This is a genomic window from Nocardiopsis sp. LDBS1602, from assembly GCF_035818715.1.
Taxonomy (GTDB): Bacteria; Actinomycetota; Actinomycetes; order Streptosporangiales; family Streptosporangiaceae; genus Nocardiopsis; species Nocardiopsis alba.
Map to the genome: position 1 here is coordinate 98366 of NZ_JAYLVW010000009.1, position 21263 is coordinate 119628.

General features: G+C 70.2%; 16 protein-coding genes. 8 read left to right on the top strand and 8 right to left on the bottom strand.

Going from position 1 to position 21263, the window contains the following annotated elements; translation table 11 throughout:
- Window positions 1–147: 147 nt before the first annotated feature.
- Complete coding sequence (locus U9J66_RS21890) at window positions 148–807, bottom strand: HNH endonuclease family protein (RefSeq protein WP_014912833.1); 660 nt, start codon at window positions 805–807, stop codon at window positions 148–150.
- A 523-nt stretch (window positions 808–1330) separates the two neighbouring features.
- On the opposite strand from U9J66_RS21890, the gene thpD reads away from it, so the two are divergent.
- Window positions 1331–2236, top strand: a complete 906-nt coding sequence (gene thpD, locus U9J66_RS21895; RefSeq protein ID WP_237449971.1) for an ectoine hydroxylase — start codon at window positions 1331–1333, stop codon at window positions 2234–2236.
- Between the two features lie 227 nt (window positions 2237–2463).
- On the opposite strand, the gene U9J66_RS21900 is transcribed toward thpD, so the two are convergent.
- The 3 genes from U9J66_RS21900 to U9J66_RS21910 all read right to left on the bottom strand — a co-directional run bounded on the left by U9J66_RS21900 (window position 2464) and on the right by U9J66_RS21910 (window position 7831).
- Window positions 2464–6441 (bottom strand): TcpE family conjugal transfer membrane protein, encoded by a 3978-nt coding sequence (locus U9J66_RS21900; RefSeq protein WP_326338542.1) that lies wholly within the window; start codon window positions 6439–6441, stop codon window positions 2464–2466.
- Between the two features lie 19 nt (window positions 6442–6460).
- Window positions 6461–6790, bottom strand: coding sequence for a hypothetical protein (locus U9J66_RS21905; RefSeq protein ID WP_014910103.1), 330 nt, complete (start codon window positions 6788–6790; stop codon window positions 6461–6463).
- Window positions 6791–6862: 72 nt separating this feature from the next.
- On the bottom strand, window positions 6863–7831 hold the full coding sequence (locus U9J66_RS21910) for a conjugal transfer protein (RefSeq protein WP_042282869.1): 969 nt from the start codon (window positions 7829–7831) through the stop codon (window positions 6863–6865).
- 480 nt (window positions 7832–8311) lie between these two features.
- Between U9J66_RS21910 and U9J66_RS21915 the strand changes: the two genes are divergently transcribed.
- Window positions 8312–9001 (top strand): lysoplasmalogenase, encoded by a 690-nt coding sequence (locus tag U9J66_RS21915; RefSeq protein ID WP_326338543.1) that lies wholly within the window; start codon window positions 8312–8314, stop codon window positions 8999–9001.
- Window positions 9002–9060: 59 nt separating this feature from the next.
- On the opposite strand, the gene U9J66_RS21920 is transcribed toward U9J66_RS21915, so the two are convergent.
- Window positions 9061–9456, bottom strand: coding sequence for a RidA family protein (locus U9J66_RS21920; protein ID WP_014911631.1), 396 nt, complete (start codon window positions 9454–9456; stop codon window positions 9061–9063).
- Window positions 9457–9537: 81 nt separating this feature from the next.
- Here U9J66_RS21920 and U9J66_RS21925 point away from each other — a divergent pair, with 81 nt between their 5' ends.
- The 4 genes from U9J66_RS21925 (at window position 9538) to U9J66_RS21940 (ending at window position 12972) form a co-directional block, all read left to right on the top strand.
- Window positions 9538–9912: a winged helix-turn-helix transcriptional regulator gene (locus U9J66_RS21925; protein WP_326338545.1), complete on the top strand. Its 375-nt coding sequence runs from the start codon at window positions 9538–9540 to the stop codon at window positions 9910–9912.
- A gap of 290 nt (window positions 9913–10202) precedes the next feature.
- Complete coding sequence (locus tag U9J66_RS21930; RefSeq protein ID WP_326338547.1) at window positions 10203–11051, top strand: hypothetical protein; 849 nt, start codon at window positions 10203–10205, stop codon at window positions 11049–11051.
- 32 nt (window positions 11052–11083) lie between these two features.
- On the top strand, window positions 11084–11614 hold the full coding sequence (locus U9J66_RS21935; RefSeq protein WP_326338549.1) for a carboxymuconolactone decarboxylase family protein: 531 nt from the start codon (window positions 11084–11086) through the stop codon (window positions 11612–11614).
- A gap of 80 nt (window positions 11615–11694) precedes the next feature.
- The gene (locus tag U9J66_RS21940; protein ID WP_326338550.1) at window positions 11695–12972 is read left to right on the top strand and encodes an MFS transporter; all 1278 of its coding nucleotides are present in this window, start codon (window positions 11695–11697) and stop codon (window positions 12970–12972) included.
- Window positions 12973–13052: 80 nt separating this feature from the next.
- On the opposite strand, the gene U9J66_RS21945 is transcribed toward U9J66_RS21940, so the two are convergent.
- Window positions 13053–13559 (bottom strand): DUF6506 family protein, encoded by a 507-nt coding sequence (locus U9J66_RS21945; protein WP_161111273.1) that lies wholly within the window; start codon window positions 13557–13559, stop codon window positions 13053–13055.
- 230 nt (window positions 13560–13789) lie between these two features.
- Here U9J66_RS21945 and U9J66_RS21950 point away from each other — a divergent pair, with 230 nt between their 5' ends.
- On the top strand, window positions 13790–14539 hold the full coding sequence (locus U9J66_RS21950) for a hypothetical protein (protein ID WP_326338551.1): 750 nt from the start codon (window positions 13790–13792) through the stop codon (window positions 14537–14539).
- A gap of 39 nt (window positions 14540–14578) precedes the next feature.
- On the opposite strand, the gene U9J66_RS21955 is transcribed toward U9J66_RS21950, so the two are convergent.
- Complete coding sequence (locus tag U9J66_RS21955) at window positions 14579–17812, bottom strand: BTAD domain-containing putative transcriptional regulator (RefSeq protein ID WP_326338552.1); 3234 nt, start codon at window positions 17810–17812, stop codon at window positions 14579–14581.
- Between the two features lie 361 nt (window positions 17813–18173).
- Between U9J66_RS21955 and U9J66_RS21960 the strand changes: the two genes are divergently transcribed.
- Window positions 18174–19763, top strand: coding sequence for an MFS transporter (locus U9J66_RS21960; protein WP_326338553.1), 1590 nt, complete (start codon window positions 18174–18176; stop codon window positions 19761–19763).
- A gap of 86 nt (window positions 19764–19849) precedes the next feature.
- On the opposite strand, the gene U9J66_RS21965 is transcribed toward U9J66_RS21960, so the two are convergent.
- Entirely contained in the window at window positions 19850–21238 is a 1389-nt protein-coding gene (locus U9J66_RS21965; RefSeq protein ID WP_326338555.1) for an NAD(P)/FAD-dependent oxidoreductase, read from the bottom strand.
- Between the last annotated feature and the right edge of the window lie 25 nt (window positions 21239–21263).

A 21263-nucleotide genomic window follows, 5' to 3' on the forward strand; every position in this document is an offset into this window, starting at 1 on the left:
CGTCGCGGCTGAGCGTGCCAGTCCATAGTGGAGCATGCGGCCCGAGGCGCAGAAGCAAACGGGGTTACGGCACGCCGGAAACCCGATCACGGTGGGTCCGGGTGGGCACGCGACATCCGGACGCGCGCCCACCCGTCCCATCCCTCATCAGCAGGCGGTGTCGAGGGTGCCGTTCAGGGAGGACTTCTCCGTGGAGGTGATGGTGAGGTCGTAGCGGTGCTTCACGTCGATCCAGGACTTCACGTAGTCACAGTGGACGGAGGTGTTGGTCGGCATCCATTCCGAGGGGTCCTTGTCCCCCTTGGCGCCGTTGCTGGACGGGGTGGCCAGCCACAGCTGGGAGGACTCCACGTCGTTGGCGAAGTCGGCGCGCTCGGAGGTGGACCAGTCGGCGGCCCCGGTCTTCCAGGCCTCGCTCAACGGGACCAGGTGGTCGACGCTGATATCGCCGGGAACGTCCTCGACCCACTCGTCATCGAAGGCGCTCCACCAGCTTCCGGAGGTGGGCTGGCACCTGGAGTCGGTGACCACGTCGTGGCCGTCACGCTGGAGCACCACCTGTCGGGCGGTGCAGGGGCTCTCCACCACGTTCCAGTGGGGGAAGAGGCTTCGGTCGTAACCGTCCTGGGGGCCCTTGGGGGCGACGGTGAGGGAGTCCAGCTGGGTCCTGGCCTCGGACTCCGAGGGGATGTTCGGGGGCAGGGTGTGGTCGGCGGCGGCGGGGGCGGACCATCCGATGACCACGGCCATCGCGGCGGCCGAGACCGCGGCGATGCCGCGCGAGAGCGCACGGGGGAGGGTGGACACGTTATCTCTCCTCTTGAGCGGGTCGAGGAAAAGTGGACGCACCTACTGTGCGGTAATCGAGCCCTCGACACCAGACCCCGTCAGGAGAATTCCGCGTGAAATACACGGAGCGGGTGGGACTGGAGCGCAAAACGGGAGCTCGTCGGTTTGAACCATGCAGCACACCAGATTCGTGTGAAACAGGTCACATGGAAACCGGGGGCTCGGGCATCTCGGGGAGAGGGTCGACGGTGACAACCGGACGACCTGGGACGATGACCCCGGGTCAGCGGATTCGTCACCCTGGGCGATTCGACGCAGGTAAGCCCTGGGACGGCCTCACCAACCTCACGCAAACCCGAGAACAACGGTCCTTGGATTTACGTTTTCCGCCCATATAGTATGTCAGTAATACCCCGAGGACCTTCCGGTAAACAAACGGACGTTCGAGCCTCGAATATGCCCTCCCGTCGGATTTGTTAGGTTCACCTGTCGTAGGAGAGAACCCGATTCGAGAGGAGCGACCCTCACCGAGGGGAACGGCATGACTCTGCAAATGGATCTTCCGACCGCGGACGAGTACCCGACCCGTAAGGCCCCGGAGCCCGCGCTGCTCTACCGTCAGGACCCCACGGTCTGGAGCGGTGACGCGACGGGCCCCTTCACCGCCGAGGAACTGAGCGACTATGGTCGCCGCGGCTACACACAGGTCGCGTCGATGGTCGACGCTCAGGAGGTCGAGCGGTACCGGGCCGAACTCAAACGCCTCAGTGACGACCGCGCGCTCCGCAAGGACGAGCGGATCGTCGTGGAACCCACCTCCGACGAGGTCCGTTCCGTCTTCGAGGTGCACAAGATCAGCGAGGTCTTCTCCGACCTCGTCAACGATCCCCGACTGGTCGACCGTGCCCGTCAGATCCTCGGATCCGACGTGTACGTGCACCAGAGCCGGGTGAACTACAAGCCCGGTTTCGGCGGAGGCTCGTTCTACTGGCACTCCGACTTCGAGACCTGGCACGCCGAGGACGGCATGCCGCGTATGCGCGCGGTCAGCTTCTCGGTGGCCCTGACCGACAACTACACCCACAACGGCGCTCTGATGATCATGCCGGGCTCGCACAAGACGTTCGTCTCGTGCGTCGGCGAGACTCCGGAGGACCACTACCGGTCCTCGCTCAAGAGCCAGCACGTGGGCACCCCGGACCAGGCGTCGCTGGCCCTGCTGGCCGAACGGCACGGCATCGACGTCCTCACCGGTTCGGCCGGCGACGTGACCGTCTTCGACTCCAACTGCATGCACGGATCCGGAGGCAACATCACGCCCTTCCCGCGATCCAACGTGTTCATCGTGTACAACAGCGTGGAGAACGCCTGCGACAAACCCTTCAGCGCGAGCTCGGCTCGCCCGGGTTTCCTCGCGTCCTCCGACACCACTCCGGCCGGTCGTTAGCATCCGGCCACAGGCACTCGTAGGGCCCCGGACGCGCGAACGTGGGAGAGACGTCCCGCGCGTACCGAAGCGGCCGACCGACCCCGGCACGGACACCACGGGTTCGACGCCTCGAACGGGCCGGAGACGAACGCCTCGGGGCGTGTGAGAGCTCCACACGCCCCGCGACCGAGAACCACCGAGGGCCCGCCCCGATCCGGGGCGGGCCCTCGGGCCGTGTACCGACCTCAGTGCCGGGGCGTCGAGATCAACGAGTTGACCAGGACCCCGCCCAGGGCCCCGTGGGCCCTCTTGGTCGCGGGGCGCAACGCGCCCACGTCGATCTTCGTGTACGAGGAGCCCAGGTGGTCGTCCCACGGAATGCGCACGATCGCGCGGCAGCGGCCTCGGGCCACCCGCTCGGCGGCGTCGACGTCCCGCAGGCTGCGCTTGCTCACCCCGTTGACCACGAGCACCGAGTTGGCGCGGAGCGCGGAGTATCCGTTGCCGTCCAACCACTCGAAGGTCATGGACACGGCGCGCTCGGCGTCGGCGCTGGCCGGCGCGACCAGCACCAGGCCGTCCGCGACCGGCAGGGCCCGCGCCACACCGGTGGCGGCCGGGTCCAGCAACGTCAGACCGTAGAAACCGCCGAGCAGTTCGGCGAGCTGACCGTAGTCGCGGTCGTCCAGGGTCTGGACGTAGGGATCGTCGAGGGTCTGGACGACCTCCAGCCCGGTCACGGCGCGCCCCGCGTAGGAACGCATCCGCTCGTACTCGTCGATCCCGTCGGCGTTGGCCAGCAGGGCCGTGAGCGTCTCCGGCGCCTGGGCCCCGACCCGTCGGGACAGTCCGTTGGGGCCCGGGTTAACGTCGACCGCGACCACCCTGTCGTCGCGGTGCGCCGCGAGGGTGTGGCCGAGCATCAGCGCGGTCACCGACTGTCCGGCGCCACCGGTGCATCCGAGGACCACCAGGGCCCGGGGTCGGTCGAGGGGTGCGCGGAGCCGTTCGATGTCGCCCTCGGGCAGGTCCGAGCGCATCGGCGCCGCGCCGCCGGTGACGACCCTCGCCAACCGGCGCCATCCCCGGGTGGCCCCGGAGTCGCCCGCGGCCTCGGCGACGGGTTCGGCCGGTTCGGGGTCGACCCGGCGCGCGGTGCCGCCTCCGGGGGTGTCCCCCAGGCCATCGTGTTCTCCGGTGCCGTGGTCGAGCTCCAGCTCCTGGGAGGGGGACTCCTCCCGATCGGCCGTCTCCTCGCGCTCCTCCCTCGTCTCCTGTGCGGTGCGGGGCGCGGGCGGCTCGGGCTCCTCTCCGGGCACGGTCTGTCCGAAGAGTCGGCCGATCCTGCGGGCGTTCTGGGCGACCTTGTGGAAGACCCCGTCGTGGGGGTCGTGCGGGCCGAAGGACTCCCGGTCCTCCGGGGTGTCCGAGGGGTAGGGCTCCGTGCGCCGGCCGTCCTCCTCGACGGTCTCCTTCGTGATCCCCGGTTCGGAGGCGATGGCCGTCTCGGCGGCTCCGTCGGCCCGACGGCGGGCGCGCAGGGCGGCCTCCTCGGCCTCGGCCAGTTCGTCCTCGGTCGGGCGGAGGGCGGCGGCCGCGTTCTCCTTCGAACGGAGACCTTCGACCTTCCGAGGCCTCTCGGGGGCGGGTCGTTCGACGCGCTCCCGGTTCGTTCCCTCGACCGCGGCGCTGCGCTCCGTGGAGTCGGCTGCGTCCACGGCCCCGGTCGCGCCGGCCCGGACCCGGGGTTCGGGCTCCCGTCGCACCTCCACGAAGCTGACCAGCTCACCCGTACCGTGATCCAGCTGGGTCGCGGGCTTGGCCGTCTCCTCGCCCCCCTTCGTCGGTGTCCCGGTGGAGGGGGCGGTCCGCGGTTCCACGTCCGTCCGGGGTTCGGGGTCCTTCTCCAGGACCGTCTCCGGCTCCGGGGCGGGTTCGGGCGCCTCGGTGGCGACGGCCTCAGGGGCCGGTTCGGGCTTCGGGGCGGGGACGGGGGCGTCCGTCCTCTCCGGTCGACCGTTCTCCCCTTCGGTCCCCCGCTCTCTCGTCTCCGGTTCCCGGGCGGGCTCGGGTTTCGGCTCGGGCTCCCGTCGCACCTCCACGAAGCTGACCAGCTCACCCGTACCGTGATCCAGCTGGGTCGCGGGCTTGGTCTCCTCCTCGGGGTCCTCCGTCCGAGGCTCGTCGGCGGACGCCTCCCGCTCGCCGCTCTCCTCCCGCAGTTCCTCCGCCGGGATGACGGGGTTGTCGCGGTCTCCGACCTTCGGCTGGTCGGGGTGACGGCGCTTGCCGTCGTCGAACCACTCCGCGTCGTCGGTCGGTTCGTTCTCCCGCTCGTGCGCGGGAACGACGTCGGCGAACTTGGGGCGGGGCGGCGCCGGGGTGTCGGCCTGGATCAGGTGGCGATCGAGCACGGACATGTGCTCGTCCCACTCGGAGTCGTGTCCGGTCCGCTCCTCACCCTCCGGTTCCCGTCCCGTTCCGCTCCTGTCGGCGGTCTCGGTCCGGGCCTCGCCGAGGCCGTCGGTGGCGTGCGAGGCCTGCGGTCCGGCCTCGGTCCGGCCGATCCGTTCGGTTTCCGCGGGGGTAGGCTCCTCCCGCTCCGGGGTGGTGGACGCCGGTGGAAGCCATGGAGCCGGGGAGACGTCGCGGGCCGCTGAGGGCCTGCCCGTGGCCTCGGCGTAGCGCGCGGCGTAGTCGGACAGGTCGGGGTAGCCGCCCGCTTCGGAAGAGGGGTCGCTCGACGCGCCCTCCCGATCGGCGCCGTCCGGGTCGAGGGACCAGGGGGCGGCGTGCGGCCGCCCCTTCGGCCCGGCGGTCCCGTCCACGGGGTCGGTGTCCTCGGTGGCGGGCAGGGCCGTACCCCGCGCGCGTATCGGGGGTTCGGCGGGACGGACCCGTTCGCGGACCGGTTCCCGTTCGACCGTGTCGGCCACCCGTGTGTCGTCGGTGACGTCGACCGGACCGGTCTCGCGCTCCCGGCGGTCGGCCAGGTCCTTGGCGACCCGGATGCCCTGGGCTCGTCCGCGCAGACGACGGGCGGCGGTCGACTCCGAACGGCTCTCGGTCGGCTCGGGCGCGGCCATGATCTCTTCGGCGCGACGCCGATCCTCGGAACGCTCGGCGGCCGATCGGACCGCCGAGGCGAGTTCATCGGTGCTCATGGCGCCGGTGTCGGACTCGGTGTAGGCGCTCTTGGAGGACAGACCGATCGGTGTCTCACCGGAGGAGGCGCGCAGTCGGGCGAGCCACTCGTCGCGGTCGCGCCGTTCGTCCTCCTCGGTGGCGTGGACAGGCTCGTCGAAGACATCTCCCTCGATGTTCGAGCCCTCCCCACCGGCACGGTCCCGAGTGTCGTCCTCGGGTTTCTCCCGGGCCTCGCCGTCTCCACCGCCACCGGTGTTCAGGGCGAAGCCGAAGTAGTTGAGTACGCGACGACCGACCCCGGGACGGGCACCGTCGTCGCTCTCGGGGGCCTCTACGGCCGCCATCGCGACGTGGGCGCCCCCGAGGCCCTCCGTGGTCCCCCGCGTACCCTCAGTGTCCTCCTTGGCGGGCGCTCCGGCGGTGACCGGAACCCGCGTGTCGGGGGCCTCGACCGTCTTCTCCGGTTCGGGGAGACGGTCTCCGGGGTCGGGGAGCGGCTCGACCTCCCTCGCGGTGGACTCGGGGGCGGCCACACCGAGCAGCGGCGGCGCGGCCTCTCCGGCGGCGCGCGGATCGCGTGCGGGCTCGCTCGGGGCGGTGGATTCGGTGGAGGCCTCTTCGGAGACCTCGACCTCCTCCGTCTCGGCGACCTCCTGCTGTCGGCGTGCGCCCCGGGGCAGGGGAAGCGGCCCGGCGGCGGGGTCGCGGTGCCACACACGCACCGCCACACGCACCTCCGAGGGCTCGTACTCCGGGGCGAGCCTGGTGTACACGCGCGCTTCGGTGAGGAAACGCGCCTGCGAGATGAGCAGCTCCGTGAGGCGCTTGCCCTCGATCACCGGCCGGGTCGCCAGCACGGTGATCACCCCCGGTGGCACGACCCACAGCACCAGGTGCCAGCCGTTGCCGAACTCGAAGGGGGCGTTGACGATGCTCAGCAGCACCACCCAGAGCGCGAAGACCCCCAGCGCGACACCGAAGGTGCCGACCGGGAGCGGCATGGGCAGCCGGAAATCGTAGAGCTTGTAGAGCCTCTTCTCGATACGCCAGATGTTGGTGTACGTGGGCAGATCCACGGTCTCCGGCCTCCCTCGCCTATTCCGTCGGTACGCCCATCGCTCGGGCGAGCGCCACCGCGATGACCTCGATGATGCCGGGGACGTAGAAGACGATCCCGATGAAGATCGCCAGGATCAGGAACTGCGCGAACCGTGTGATCTCCCTGGTGAACAGGAAGAAGATCGCGACGATGGACACGATGACGAGGAAGAGCGGCCCGAAGAAGCCTCGCAGGAAGTCCGCGAGTCCACCGGTGTCGGGGGCGTTCTCCGTCGTTCCCGGGGTGGCGTCGGCCGCCAGGTGGAGGAGGTCCGTGCCGCCGATGGCCGTCATGGCGTCGGCGGTCGAGGACAACAGGGGGAGCATGTCAGGCGCCTCCCTCCGGTGTCGTTTCTGGTGTGCGCATGGTTCTTCTCGTCTCCTTGCCTACAGGCCTCGTCACCCGCCGAACGAGTGCGGGGCTCCCTGGATGTCACGCACGTACCACTCACTGCCCGAGTCGACGACCGTGACCAGGTAGTTCTGCTGCACCATCTGTCCCGCGTTCCCGCCGTCTCCGGCCGCGTCGCCGGAGGGGAGGGACCAGAGCACGGTGGCGGCCACCTGTCGTACGTCATCATCCCCGGTCGAGGACTGGGATGGCACCGCGATATCGGACAGTTCGTGAAATTCCAGGGTGTTCGCCGGAAGTGGGGTGATCGAGACCCCCGGTTCCACGTAGCGGTCCAGGTGTCCGGCCTCCTCCGCGTAGACCTCGAAGAAGCCCGAGAGGGTGTCCCTCAACTGTTCGGCGGCCTGGGAGTCGGTGTCGTAGGAGACGCCCTCCGGCAGGCTCGCCTGCGCCGGGGCGGCGAGCAGCGCGGGAGGACCGGAGAGCACCAGGGCGTCGCCATCGCTGTAGACGGGCACCTGGAGGCTCATGGGTTCGCCGTTGACGTCGGCTCGGACCACGACGAGGGCGTTGTGGTCGTCGAGGACGTCGACGGCGACGACGGTGAGGTTCTCCCCGGTGAGACCGTCGGCCGGCACGTTGAGGGAGCCGACCTCGCCCTCGGGCACGAAGGAGACCAGCGCCGACTGCCGGGCCTCGAGGTCGGAGGTGTCGAGGTAGGTGTCGGCGAAACGCAGCGCGAACGCGGCCGCGGGGGCTTCGGGGAACGCGGGGGCCTCGGTCGTCTCGGTGTCGGCGGACGAGGAGGAGGGGAGGGAGAAACCGTTGCGGATGGGGAACCAGATGCCGTTGAAGATGACGACGATGATGAACGCCCAGAGGAGGACGCGCCCCACGCCGACCCACCAGCGCCCGCCCGCGCCCGCCTTGGGCCTGCGGGGACGCGGAGCGTCGAGATCGTGGTCGTCGTCGGCCCGGTCACGCACCGCGGTGTCGCGCCGCGACGTCTTGACCATCCCCGCCTCCTGCACATAGTGACGCGCCGGCGCTTTCGCCGGCGCCCGTACATCATCGCGCCGTCACCGACGCTTCCGCCATGCCTTGTCTACCCCATCCCTATAGTGAGGCATTGTGAGGGTTGGGAGTGGCCAGGGCGAGTCGGTGTTTCACCACCAAGGCCACATTGCACCACCGAAGGAAGCACACAAAAAGGTCAGAGCATGGCAATACACCACCGAACCTGCTCTAGTGATGTGCGCTTCAGTGCATTTCCGACCAGACCGTAAAGGGATTAGTCACCTTCTGGAGAGCCAGATCTGTCCCCACCGGCCGGAAAACCACCGTCCGGATGTCACCAAGGGCCCTTCCGGAACACCGACCTCCCTCGACCCGACCGGGCGGGATACGGAGAACCCGGGCGACCCCACGCCTCCATGGCACGTCCGATCGGACGAACGCCCAGGCCAGAACGGGGAACCACTGTCTATGATGTCCGGATGATCCCTGATCGGCCCCTTCCCCGGGCACTGCTCGCGCTGTTCGCCCTCATCTGCCTCGTCCACCTGTGGATCCAGGTGTTCGGCCCCGAGAGCTGGTCACGTCCCACCCAGGTCGCCCTCATGCCCGCCCTGGCCCTCGTCCTGGTCGCCGCCGCCGGTCGCCCGCTCGGCCGCCTGCTCGGACTCACGGTGGTCGCCCTGGTCTTCTCCTGGCTCGGGGACACCGCCCCGGGCCTCGCCTCCGGCGACACCGCGTTCCTGTTGATGGTGGGTTTCTTCCTCATCGCACAGGTCGTGTACGTGGTGGCCTTCTGGAGGTACCGGACCGAGAGCGTCCTGTACCGACGGCGTCTCCTCCTCGTCCCCTACGTGGGTTACGTGGCGGCGCTCGTCTGGATCTGCGCGCCGAACACCGGCCCCCTGCTCGTCCCCGTGCTGCTCTACGGACTGCTCCTGGGCGTGATGGCAATCCTGTCCACCGGGCTGGGACCGTGGGTGGCCGCCGGCGGGGCCCTCTTCCTGATCTCGGACTCGCTGATCGCCCTGAACGCCTTCGCCCCCGGCCTGGACCTGCCCCAGCGCGACCTCCTGGTGATGAGCACCTACATCGCCGCCCAGACGCTCATCGTCCTGGGGCTGCTCCGGCTCGAACGCGCTCCGGAGCCCCGGGTCACCTCGGACGTCTGAGCGTGCTCGCCCGGCCCACCCCCTCCGGCCGTTCCGGGCCCGGAGGGGAGGGCGACGGGTCACTCCAGGACGGCGGTGGCCTCCACTTCGACGAGGATCTCGGGACGGTACAGGCCCTCGACCCCGATGAGCGAGGCGGGCGGCAGCGGGCGGGGCAGCCCGATCTCCTCGGCGACGCGTTCGATGCCCGCCATGAGCTCCTCGACCCTCTCGTCGTTCCGGTTCGTGACGTAGAACGTGAGGCGCACGACGTCGGAGAAGCCGGCGCCCGCGCCCGCCAGTCCGGTCGCGGTCTCCCGCAGGGCCGAGGCGACCTGCCCGGCGAAGTCCTCGCGTTCTCCCTCGCGCGCGACCTGACCGGCCACGTGCACGTGACGGGTCCCGGTCGCGACGGCGACGTGGTGGTAGGGCGTCTCCCCCATCATGCCCTCGGGGGTGAACAGTGCCACGGCCATGTGCTTCTCCTTCTCGCTTCGATGTCCAGGTATACGATTGATACCTGCTATCCGAAGGACACTTCAACGAGACCAGGTACCGTGCGCGAAACCTCCTCCACCCCTCCCGAACACGTCGAGATCGCCAGGCCCCATCGCGAGCTGCTCGACCAGGTCCTCGACAAATGGTCGCTCCAGGTACTGAACGAGCTCTGCGAACGCCCCTCGCGCTTCAACGAGCTGCGCCGCGCGATCCCGGCGGTGACCCAGAAGTCCCTGACCGCGACCCTGCGCCGCCTGGAGCGCAACGGGATCGTCGAGCGCACCGTGACGAGCACACGGCCGGTGGCGGTCGAGTACGACATCACCCCGCTCGGGAAGACGCTCCGGGAGCCGATCGACGCGCTCCTCGACTGGGCCCACGAGAACATGGCGGACATCGAACGGGCGCGATCCCGCTTCGACGAGGAGGAGTGAACCCGCTCCTCGCCTTGCCCGGTTGACCGGCGGATCCACCGGAACGGGTACCCCCCACCCCTATCCGACGGAAACCCCGCCGAGACACCCGCACCCCGAGCGCCACCCCACCGCAGGGCGACCCTCCCCCCGCGCCGACCCGCGCGTTTCCGACCATTCCCGCCACCGCCACCCCGGATCCCCGATCGTGGGGATCACCTCTTGCAAATATACCCCCCGGGGGTATATGTTCATGGACATCGCCCCGAGAACGGGACGGCACCGACAGGACCAGAGCATCGGGAGTCACCATGCGGAACCACACCGGCCACGACATGACCGCCCACACGAACCACGCCGGTCACGGCGACCACTCGACCCACGCCGCCCCCGGCGGCCTCTCCGTCTCGGAGAACGGCCACACCCTCGAGTTCGACTCCACGATCCTCGGCGCCGGAACCCGGACGGTCACCTTCCGGGTGATCGGCCCCGACGGGCGACCGGTGACCGAGTACGTCCCCGAGCACGAGAAGGAACTGCACCTCATCGCCGTCCGACGCGACACCTCCGGGTTCCAGCACGTGCACCCGGTGATGGACGAGAAGGGCACCTGGAGCGTCGAGGTCGCCCTGGAACCCGGCGACTGGAGATTCTTCGCCGACGTCCACCCCGCCGGTCACGACGGGACCATGACCCTGGGGATCGACGTCGCCGTCGCCGGACACTACGAGCCCCGCCCGCTCCCCGCGATCGACCGGATCGCCCGGATCGACGACCACACCGTCACCCTCGACGGCGAACTCGTCGCCGGGCAGGCCCGCGAGCTGACGCTCACCGTCGCCCGCGACGGCGAACCCGTCACCGACCTCCAGCCCTACCTCGCCGCCTATGGACACCTGGTGGCGCTGCGCGTCGGCGACCTGGGCCACCTCCACGTCCACCCCGAAGGCACCCCGGGCGACGGCGTCACCGCGCCGGGCCCGGAGATCACCTTCATGGCGGTCGCCCCGTCCGACGGCGTCTACCGCCTCTACCTGGACTTCCTGCACGACGGGGTGGTCCGCACCGCCGAGTTCACGGTCCGGACCACCGCGACCGCTCCCGGACCGGACGCCGCGCACTCCCACGAGGGGCACCACGACGCCCACGCGCGCCACTGATCCGACGTCCCGACATCCGAAGGGCCACGATCATGACCCGCCTGAACCGACTCACACCCGAGACGGCGGTCGGCGCCTCACGCGACCTCCTGGCCGACCTGGTCTCCCGTCATGGCCGCGTCGGAGACATGGTCTCCACCATGGCGCACTCGCCGGCCGTTCTCGGCGGCTATCTCCAGCTCGGCCGTGCCATACGACGGGCCCGGCTCGACCGCCGGATCTCCGAACGGATCTCGATCGCCGTCCAGACCCACCAGGGCTGCGCCCTCTGCCTCGACGCCCACATCGACGCCGCCCGCTCCCTGGGGCTGGACGAGGAAGAGATCGAGCGCGCCCGGGTCGGCACCTCGGCCGACCCCGCGATCGCCGCGATCATCGCCCTCGCCCTCCAGGTCCACCGCGAACCGTCCTCCATCACCGACGAACGGATCGTCGAGCTGAGGGAGCACGGCTACAGCGACCGGGAGATCGCCGACGTCGTCGGCGTCGTCTCCCTGAACGTCCTCACCGGCGCCTTCAACCTGCTCGCCGGCCTCTCCCCGGCCACCACCGACGGTGTGTAGCCGTACTCCGGCCCCCTGTCGAGGGGCGCGGCCCCGCCCGCGAGACCGCGCCCCTCCACGTCGGCCTGGAAGGAAACGTCATGCGTCTGTTCACCATCCGTGACTACCGCTATCTGTTCGGCGCCCAGGTGATCTCCCTGTTCGGCACCGGGCTGACGACGGTCGCCCTCGGACTGCTCGCCTACGAGCTCGCCGGCCCGCGCGCCGGCGCCGTCCTCGGCACCGCCCTGACCATCAAGATGGTCATGTACGTGGTCATCGCGCCCTTCGCGGCCGCGTACGCCGACCGGCTCCCCAGAAGAGGGTTCCTGGTCCTCCTCGATCTCCTGCGCGCCGGGGTGGTCCTGGCGTTGCCGTTCGTCACCGAGATCTGGCACGTCTACGTTCTGATCGCCCTACTACAGGCCTCGTCGGCGGCGTTCACCCCGACGTTCCAGGCGGTCATCCCCGACATCGTCGCCGACAAGGCCGCCTACACGCGGGCCCTGTCCGCCTCTCAGGTCGCCTACACCATGGAGAGTCTGCTCAGCCCGGTCCTGGCCGCGGTCGCCCTGCTGTTCATGAGCTTCGACCTGCTGTTCGTCGGCACCTCCGTCGGGTTCGCCGTCTCCGCTCTGCTGGTCCTGGCGACCCGTATCCCGAACGCCCGCCCCAGCGCCCACAGCGGGGTCCGGGAGAAACTGGTCGCGGGGATCGGGACCTTCGTCCGAACCCCGAGACTGCGCGGCGTCATGGCGCTCAACATGGTGGTCGCGGCGGCCGGTTCGATCGTCGTCGTCAACACCGTCAACCACGTCCGTGACCGGCTCGGCGGTTCCCAGTCGGACGTCGCCTGGATGTTGGCCGTCTCCGGTCTCGGAACGCTGCTGGCCGCCCTCGTCCTGCCCCGTCTCCTCGACCGGATCGCCGAACGCACCGTCATGGTGACCGGCGCCGGGGTCCTCGTGGCCGGAACACTCGGTGCTCTGCTCCTCGTCGCCGTGCCCGCGGCCGGGTGGTCCGGCACCGCGATCGTCTGGGGCGTGATCGGCGTCGGAACGGCCCTGGTCGTCACCCCGACCGGCAAGGTCCTGCGGGCGTCCGTCCCGCCGAACCGGATACCCGAGGTCTTCGCCGCCCAGTTCTCGCTGTCGCACCTGGCCTGGCTGGTCACCTACCCCGTCGCCGGCCGGCTCGGAACCGCGGCCGGGCTCGCCCCCGCCTGGACCGTCCTCGCCGTCCTGGCCGCCGCCGGAGCCGTCGGAGCCCTCCTACTGTGGCCGCGCCGCGACCCGGACGGACCCGCGGACGAGATGGAGTCCGCCGAGTCCGTGTCCCCTTCGAAGACCACCGGCCGGAGGTACGGGCCCGCGGCCTGACGGTACGGAGGGCCCCTGCGATGAGAGGGGCGGACCGCGATGAGCGGACCGCCCCTAGAAACCGCTTCGGGGCGGGCGGGTCAGTCGATGAAGCCGACCGGCAGGGCGCCGTCCACGGCGTCGCGAACGTCGGCGGCCGCCGAGGCGCCGAGGCCCCCGTAGAGCTCCACGATCCCCACACCGTGTCCTCGGGCCTCCCGGACCCGTTCGATCAGTGCCTCCCGGTCGGCGACCCCGGCGACCACGACCCCCTCGTGCCGGGCCAAGGGGGTGGAGACCGTCGCCCCGTACAGGAACAGCGCGCCCCCGGCCTCCCCGGTCTCGAAGGAGGCCTTGTAGGCGGCCACCTGTTCGAGCGATTCGAATCCGTACCGGTTCACCCTCACCTCGACCCCGCCACCGATCACCTCGATGACCCGCGCGGCGTCGTCGACTCCGACACCACCGCAGAGCTCGACGCGGTCGGCGTCGCGCGCGGCGTTCGCCGCCCTCTTCACCAGGTCGGCGAGTTCGACCCCCTCGATGATCACGTCACCGTCGTCGACGATGACACCCGGCTCTCCTTCGAACAGAACATGTGTCGTCATATCCGACCGAACATCCCCGGTGCCGGCGGGATTCCTCGTAAATCCGATGCGGGAATAACCTCCGCCCCCTCACCGGCCCATCCCACGGAATCGGTGACCACTATCGGCCGTCACCGTACGGAGTTCCCCGTGCCTTCGGCGTCGAATGCGAATGATGAGCCGTCCGCCTTCCCCCTCATGAATCAGTGGAACCGGACACCCCCATGTCGACAGGGTGAATCACACGTGCCGTGCCACCTGTAGAGGCATACCCCCGCTTCAGCACGGAAAGGAAGCTCCCCCGAGCGCGCCCCCGCATGAAGACCGGTAAAAGAATTCTCACCCCCATAAGCCTGATCTCCGCGGCAGGGCTCGCCCTGACCGGATGTTCCTCCGGCCCGGACGGTGTATACGATTTCACCCGGTCCGAATATGAGGTGTCCTATGGCGACGACGCGTTCGAAACGCTCACGGCGCCCCGATACACCGAGGAGGACGCGGAGGAGGACGTCGACTCGGAGATCATCGATCTGGCCAACCGGGATTTGTACATTCCGGTGGGATCGGCCGACGAGCTCGAAGAACACCTCCTCGAGCAGGTGGAGGAATACCCGGATTTCGAGGAAGAGCTGATCGATCGTCTCTGGTACGCGTACTCGGAGCACATGCAAGATCCCAGAGATGCTCCGGCCACGATCGAAGAGGCCGTGCAGGAGGTGAGAGCGGGGTATCGGGAGTTCTACGACGAGAAGGTGGCGGAAGCCGATCGGGAGAACGTCTCCCCTCGGCTCTCTCTCGGGTCGTCGTACTCGATGGACGACTTCGACGAGGACTCCCTGATCCCCTTCCGCTTTCCCGCCCGGACCGAGGACGGGAACAGGACCTTCGCCACGGTCGACCTCACCGTGATGAGGAACGGCGACGTCTCCGTCGCCGGCAGCGAGGTGAACGGCTACGTGGTCGACGCCAACGGCGACTGGATCACGGGCGACGACGAGTAGGCTCCGCCCCGAACGACGTGAGGGCCTCGACGGAGGCCCTCACGCCTCGTCCATCGAGGCCGTCGCCAACCCGTCGACCGTCTCCGCGTCGGCGGACCGCCCCTCTTCGAAGGCGACGGCGAAGCCCCCCGCTCCGAGGGCGGACCTGGCCCTCTCCGTGATCCGGTCGACATCGCCCCGTTCCGCGTCCGGCAGAGGTGCTCCGACCGAGGCGCGCTTGGCCGCCGCCGCTCCCAACAGCACGGCCGCCGTCGTGGCCCGCCCCAGGAGGGCGTGCGCGCCGGCCAGCCCTTCCAGGGCGAGGGCCTCGGCCCTGGTGTCACCGCGCGCCGCCTCGTACCCGCGGGTGTGCGTTTCGTGGGCACGTTCTCCGTCCCCGCGCAGTTCGGCGATGAACCCCAGTTCGGCCCGGATGAACGCGGTCGTCGGATCGTCACCGGACAGTCGATGGTGCCAGGACTCCAGCCGGTCGACGGCGCTGTCGAGCTCTCCTCTCCGACGTTCGGCCAGCGCCAACCCGATCTCGGCGAACATCTCCACCCAGGAGTAGCCCTGCCGGGCGGCGAGCCGGCGGGCCCGCTCGTGCATCTCGTCCGCGCGCCCGTGGTCGCCGGTCAACAGCGCGATCCGTCCGAGTTGGGCCGTCCGCCAGGCCACCTCGATCTGTAGCCCGAACTCCTCGGCGATGCGCAGCCCCTCCTCGTGCAGCCGCCCGGCCCGTTCGTGGTCCCCACCGATCTCGGCGAGCATCGCGACACTGTCCCCGGCCTGGAGCTCCCCCCAGGCGTCGCCCAGGTCCCGGAACCGACGCAGGGCCTCCTCGCCGTCGTGAGCGGCCGCGGCGAGATCACCGCGGACCAGCGTGTACAGGGCACGGACCGCCAAGGCCGCGGCGATACCCCACTCGTCGTTCCGCGAGCGGGAGACCTCCAGGGCCCGGTCCACCATCCGTCGTTTCTCCCCGGTGTCGCCGTCACCGGTGATGTTGAGCGCCAGGTACCACTCGGCACGGGCGCGTCCCAGAGGGTCGTCCGTTCCGTCGAAGGCGGCGGCGATCTCCGCGGCCTCGGCTCCCCGGCCGGTGGCCTGTCCCTCCACGATGGCCAGACCGACCCTCCACCCCTGCGCCCGGGCCCTCAGGCGCGGGTCCCCTCCCGATTCGAGGGCGGCCTCCAGCGATCTACGGCCCTCCGTGTACCGGGCTCGCAGGTGCCAGTACCAGGCCAGCGCGTTCACGAGCCGCAGCGCCATGCCGGCGTCACCGCCCGCCACGGCGTGGTCCAGCGCGGCACGCAGGTTCGCCGTCTCGGCGTCCAGACGGCTCAGCGCGCCTCGCTGTCCGTGGCCGCGAAGAAGCGGTTCGATCCGCTCCGCCAGGGCCGTGAGGTGACGAAGGTGGGCGTCGCGCAGCGCCTCCACCTCTCCGGCGCCGGCGAGCCGTTCCAGGCCATAGGCGGCCACCGACTCCAGCAGCCGGTAGCGGAGTCCGGTCCCCGTGTCGACCACCGTGACCAACGACCGGTCCACCAGACGTCCCAGGGCGTCGGCCACCTCGGCGCGCCCCACCCCGCCTCCGGAGCACACCTCCTCCGCGCCTTCCAGACCGCACCCGCCGGCGAAGACCGCCAGGCGCCTCAGCACGGCGCGTTCGCCCTCCGGCAGCGTCTCCCACGACCAGTCGATGACCGCGCGCAAGGTGCGCTGACGTGAGGGCGCGTCCCGGTGGCCGCCGGTCAGCAGGGCGAACCGGTCGTCCAGTCGCGCGGCGACCTCTCGGACGCCCAACGCGCGCACCCGTGTGGCGGCCAGTTCCAGGGCCAGGGGCAGGCCGTCGAGCCGCCGGCACACCGCCGCCACGGCCGGGGCGGTCGTGGAGTCCATCACGAAACCGGGCGTCGAGTCCGCGATCCGTTCCGTGAGGAGTCGAACGGAGGGGTAGGGGTCCAAGGCGTCGGGGTCTTCGTCCGCGAGTTCGACGGGCGGGGCCTTCAACGGGGCGACGGCCACCAGGGTCTCGCCGCGCAGTCCCAACGGCTCGCGTCCGGTGGCCAGAACACGCACTCCGGGCGCCTCTCGCGTGAGGGCTCCCGCCACCGCCGCCGCGCCCTCGACCACGTGCTCGCAGTTGTCCAGGACCAACAGCATGTCCTTGTCCGCGACGGTGGCCGCGAGAGTCCGCGCGGGGTCGCCTCCCCGTCCCGGACGTACGCCGACGGCGGTGGCCACCGCCTCCGCCACGACCTCGACATCATGTTCCGTCGTCCCTCGCGACCCGGCCAGCTCCACCATCCACACGCCGTCGCGGTGCTCCCCCACCCGCCCTCGGGCCACCTCCAGGGCCAGGCGGGTCTTGCCCACACCGCCCGGTCCGGTCAGGGTCACCGGTCCCCGCCCGGCCAAGAGCCCACGAACGCGCCCGAGCTCCTCGGACCGGCCCACCAGGGTGGTCGGCGGCGCTCCCAGGTTGGTGGTCCGCCTCGGGGACACCGTCGTCGAAGGCGCGTCCGGGGCGGTGGAGAACTCCTCCAGAGCGGTATCGTGTCCGAGGACCCCATGGAACACGGCGACGACCTCCGGCTGCGGGTCGGCCCCGAGTTCCTCGGCGAGACGCTCACGAAGCCGGTGGTAGACCTCCAGAGCCTCGGTCTGGCGGCCGGCGCCGTACAGGGCGCGCATCAGGAGGGCGCACATCCGTTCCCTGAACGGGTGGGCCGCGACCTCCTCCGCCAGCTCGGCGGCGAGCGGGACGTGCTCGCCCAGGCGTAGCCGTTGCTCGGCCCGGTCCTCCACCACGGCCAGGCGTTCCTCCTCCAGGCGGGCGACCCATGGGCGGAGCGAGTCGATCTCCTCAACGTCCGCCGGCACGGGGCCGCGCCACAGCGCCAGGGCGGCCCCCGACAACGAGGCACGGGCACGCGGGTCCTCGGTGGCCCTCGCCCGCGCCGCCAGGTCGCGGAAGCGCGCGACGTCCAGGGAGTCCGGTCCCAGGCGCAGCAGGTATCCGGCGGGATCGCGCACCAGGAGCCCTCGCGCGCCGGTCTCCGCCCGTTCCAGGGTCCGGCGCAGCTGCGACACCTTCGTCTGGATCGCGTGGGAGGGGTCCCGTGGCGGGTCCTCTCCCCAGAGGTCGATGACGAGACGATCGACGGGGACCGGACGTCCTTCGTGGGACAGCAGGACGGTCAGGAGCGCACGGACCTTCACCTCGGGAACGCGCACCGGCGTTCCGTCATCGGTCCACACCGCGGGCGGCCCCAGTACTCCGAAACGCATTGGACGTCAGGGGTCGGTCCCCGTTCGGGTCCGCTCCCCACCCCCCTTTCGCTCATGGCGTCGACATCACCGCGTCGAAGGTCCGTCGCACTCGACCGGAACCCCGTCCGCGGTCCCGCCACGGCTCGCGAAGGACGGTAGGCGCTCATCCTAGCCCTCCCTCGATCGGCGGCCTTCGGCTCCTCATGAGGAAACCGTGAGGAAACCGAGAGGACGGTCGGTCACTCTGGCGAAGCCCCGCGGGACAAGGGGCCGTTCGGAGACGAACAGGACGGGGTCGGTGGTCGCCACCGGCGAGGCGTACGCGACCCGACCGACTCCGCCGGCCCGACCGCGCCTTCACCTTCGGAGAGGAACCATCGTGTCCGCACCCACCTCGACCGGCCTGCGCGCCGGCCCCCGGCAGTGGGCCGGCCTGGCCGTGCTCACCCTGCCGACCGTCCTGCTCGCACTCGACATGAGCGTGCTCTACCTCGCCCTGCCCAGCCTCGCCGCCGACCTCTCCCCCACCGGCTCGCAGACGCTGTGGATCATGGACGTCTACGGGTTCATGATCGCCGGATTCCTCATCACCATGGGCGGTCTGGGGGACCGTATCGGCCGCCGGAGGCTACTGCTCATCGGCGCGGCGGCCTTCGGAGCGGCTTCGCTCGCGGCCGCCTACGCGCCTTCCCCGGAGGCGCTCATCGCCGCCCGGGCCCTGCTCGGAGTCGCGGGGGCCACTCTGATGCCCTCCACCCTGTCGCTCATCACCACGATGTTCACCGATCCGCGCGAGCGCGCCCTCGGGATCGCGGTGTGGATGATCGCCTTCAACGTGGGGGCGATCATCGGCCCCATCGTCGGTGGCGCCCTGTTGGAGTACTTCTGGTGGGGATCGGTGTTCCTGATCGCCATCCCGGTGATGGTCCTGCTGCTGGTCACCGGCCCGTTCCTGCTCCCCGAACACCGGGAGGCCACGTCCGGACGAATCGACCTCACGAGCGTGCTCCTGTCCCTGGTGACGATCCTGCCGGTCGTCTACGGGATCAAGGAACTGGCCAAGAGCGGCCCGGGAACGGTGTCCTTCGGCGCCATCGTGGTGGGCGTGCTCATGGGCGTGGTGTTCATGCGCAGACAGAAGGGCCTGGACACCCCGCTGCTCGACCCCGCGCTCTTCCGTGATCGCCGGTTCGGCTCCGCCGTCGCGATCCTGGTGCTCGCCCTCATCACCACCGGCGGCATCCTGCTGCTGGGCATGCGTTACCTCCAGCAGGTGGCGGGGCTGTCTCCGTTGGAGGCCGGTCTGATCCTGCTCCCCCAGACCATCGGTACCGTCGTCGCCTCCCTGGCCGCTCCGATGCTGGCCCGTCGGTTCCGTCCCGCGACGGTCATCGCCGGAGGTCTGACGCTCAGCGCCCTCGGTTTCGGCCTGTTCGTCCTGGCCGGTACCGAGCACGGTGTCTGGGCCACGGCGGCCGGGTTGGCCATCGTCTTCGTCGGCGCCATGCCACTGATGGTGCTGGGCACCGACCTCATCGTCGGCTCGGCCCCCGCCGACAAGGCGGGCTCGGCCTCGGCCGTCTCGGAGACCTCCACCGAGTTGGGCGTCGCCCTGGGCGTGGCGATCATGGGAAGCCTCGGCGCCGCGGTCTACCGCGATCGGATCGGCGCGGCCCTGACCTCGGACGAACCCTCCGAGGCGGTCGCGTCCGCCCGTGACTCCCTGGAGGGCGCGCTCTCGGCCGCGGACCACCTGCCCGCGTGGGCGATCGAGGCGGCCCGTGAGGCGTTCACCGCGGGGCTGACGACCGTGGGGGGCGTCAGCGCGATCCTGGTGGCGGCCTTGGCGGCGCTGACCATGGTGACGCTGCGCCACGTCCGCCCGACGGGAGAGACGTCCGAGGGGTCTGAGGAGCCGGACGGTGTGAAGGTCTCGCCCGCGCTCACCGAGAGCGGGCCCGAGCGTTGATCGGCGGGTGAACCCGCCGCGGGGACCGTGGAGAGGGCGGGCCGGAGGCACCGGCCCGCCTTTTCCATGCTCGCGGGCTCCGGGACCTAGACGGTCGCGCTCGGAGCGTTCCGCGGGCTCTCTCCGGGCTTCTCGGCGAGGTAGCGCTCGAGCGAGTCGTCGAGCTCCTGGATCCACGGGGTGTGGTGCTCGGCCGAGAGGGTCCCCGTCATCACCGAGCGGTACACGCGGTCGCGGTAGCCCATGATGTCGGCCTTCTTGTCCCGCTTCCAGGCGAGGAAGATCTCCACGACCCGGTCGAGGTCGAATTCGGGGTAGTCGGTCTGCTCCAGCAGGTCGCGCACGTAGTCGGCCTGGAAACGGATCTCGTCGGCGTCCGAGGCGATCTTCTCGAAGCGGGCCCGCCATTCGGCGATGGACGCCGCGCGCTCCCGCTCGTCGGGCAGGTCGGCGCGGCCCATGATGAGGTCGCGCACGTACCAGGCCTGCGTGTCGAACATGTTGAAGGTGAACCACTGGTCCTGCGCGCCCAGGTAGGCCAGGCGCGGATTGCGCTGCCACACGACGCCGCGGTACAGGCCCTCGGGGTAGACGTTGTTCGGCGAGGACAGCGCGAGATCACCGGGGAGGAACGGGTACTTGTGGAGGTATCCGGTGCACAGGATGACGGCGTCGACGCGCTTCGAGGAGCCGTCGACGAAGTGGACCGTGTCGCGCTCGAAGCGTTCGACGAGAGGGCGTTCCTCGAAGCCCTCGGGCCAGTCATAGCCCATCGGTGCGGAGCGATAGCTCGCCGTCACCGAGCGCGCGCCCATCTTGTACGCCTGGCTGCCGATGTCCTCGGCCGAGTAGCTCGAACCGATGACGAGCACGTCGCGGTCCTTGAGCGCCTCCGCGCCGCGGAAGTCGTGCGCGTGCGTCACCTGCCCCTCGAAGGTCTCGATGCCGGGAAGGTCGGGGACGTTGGGGAAGGAGAAGTGGCCGGTGGCCACGACCACCCGGCCGAACTCCTCTGTCGTCGTCTCTCCGGTGGGGAGGTCTTCGATCGTGAGCGTGAAGATCTCTCGCTCGGCGTCGTACTCGACCCAGCGCACGATGGTCCGGAACCTGATGAACTCGCGTACGTCGGCCTTCTTCAGGCGGCCCGCGATGTAGTCCCACAGCACCGGGCGCGGCGGGTAGGAGGAGATCGGTCGGGCGAAGTGCTCGTCGAAGGAGTAGTCCGCGAACTCCAGCGCCTCCTTCGGGCCGTTCGACCACAGGTTGCGGTACATGCTGGAGTGCACGGGCTCTCCGAACTCGTCGAGCCCGGTGCGCCAGGTGTAGTTCCACTGGCCGCCCCAGTCCGCCTGCTTCTCGAAGCAGACGATCTCGGGGATCTCCGCCCCCGCGCGGGCCGCGGCCTCGAAGGCCCGCAGCTGTGCCATGCCCGAGGGGCCGGCACCGATGATCGCTACTCGTTCTCCGTTCGCCACTTACGGGTCCTCCATATTCGTCATG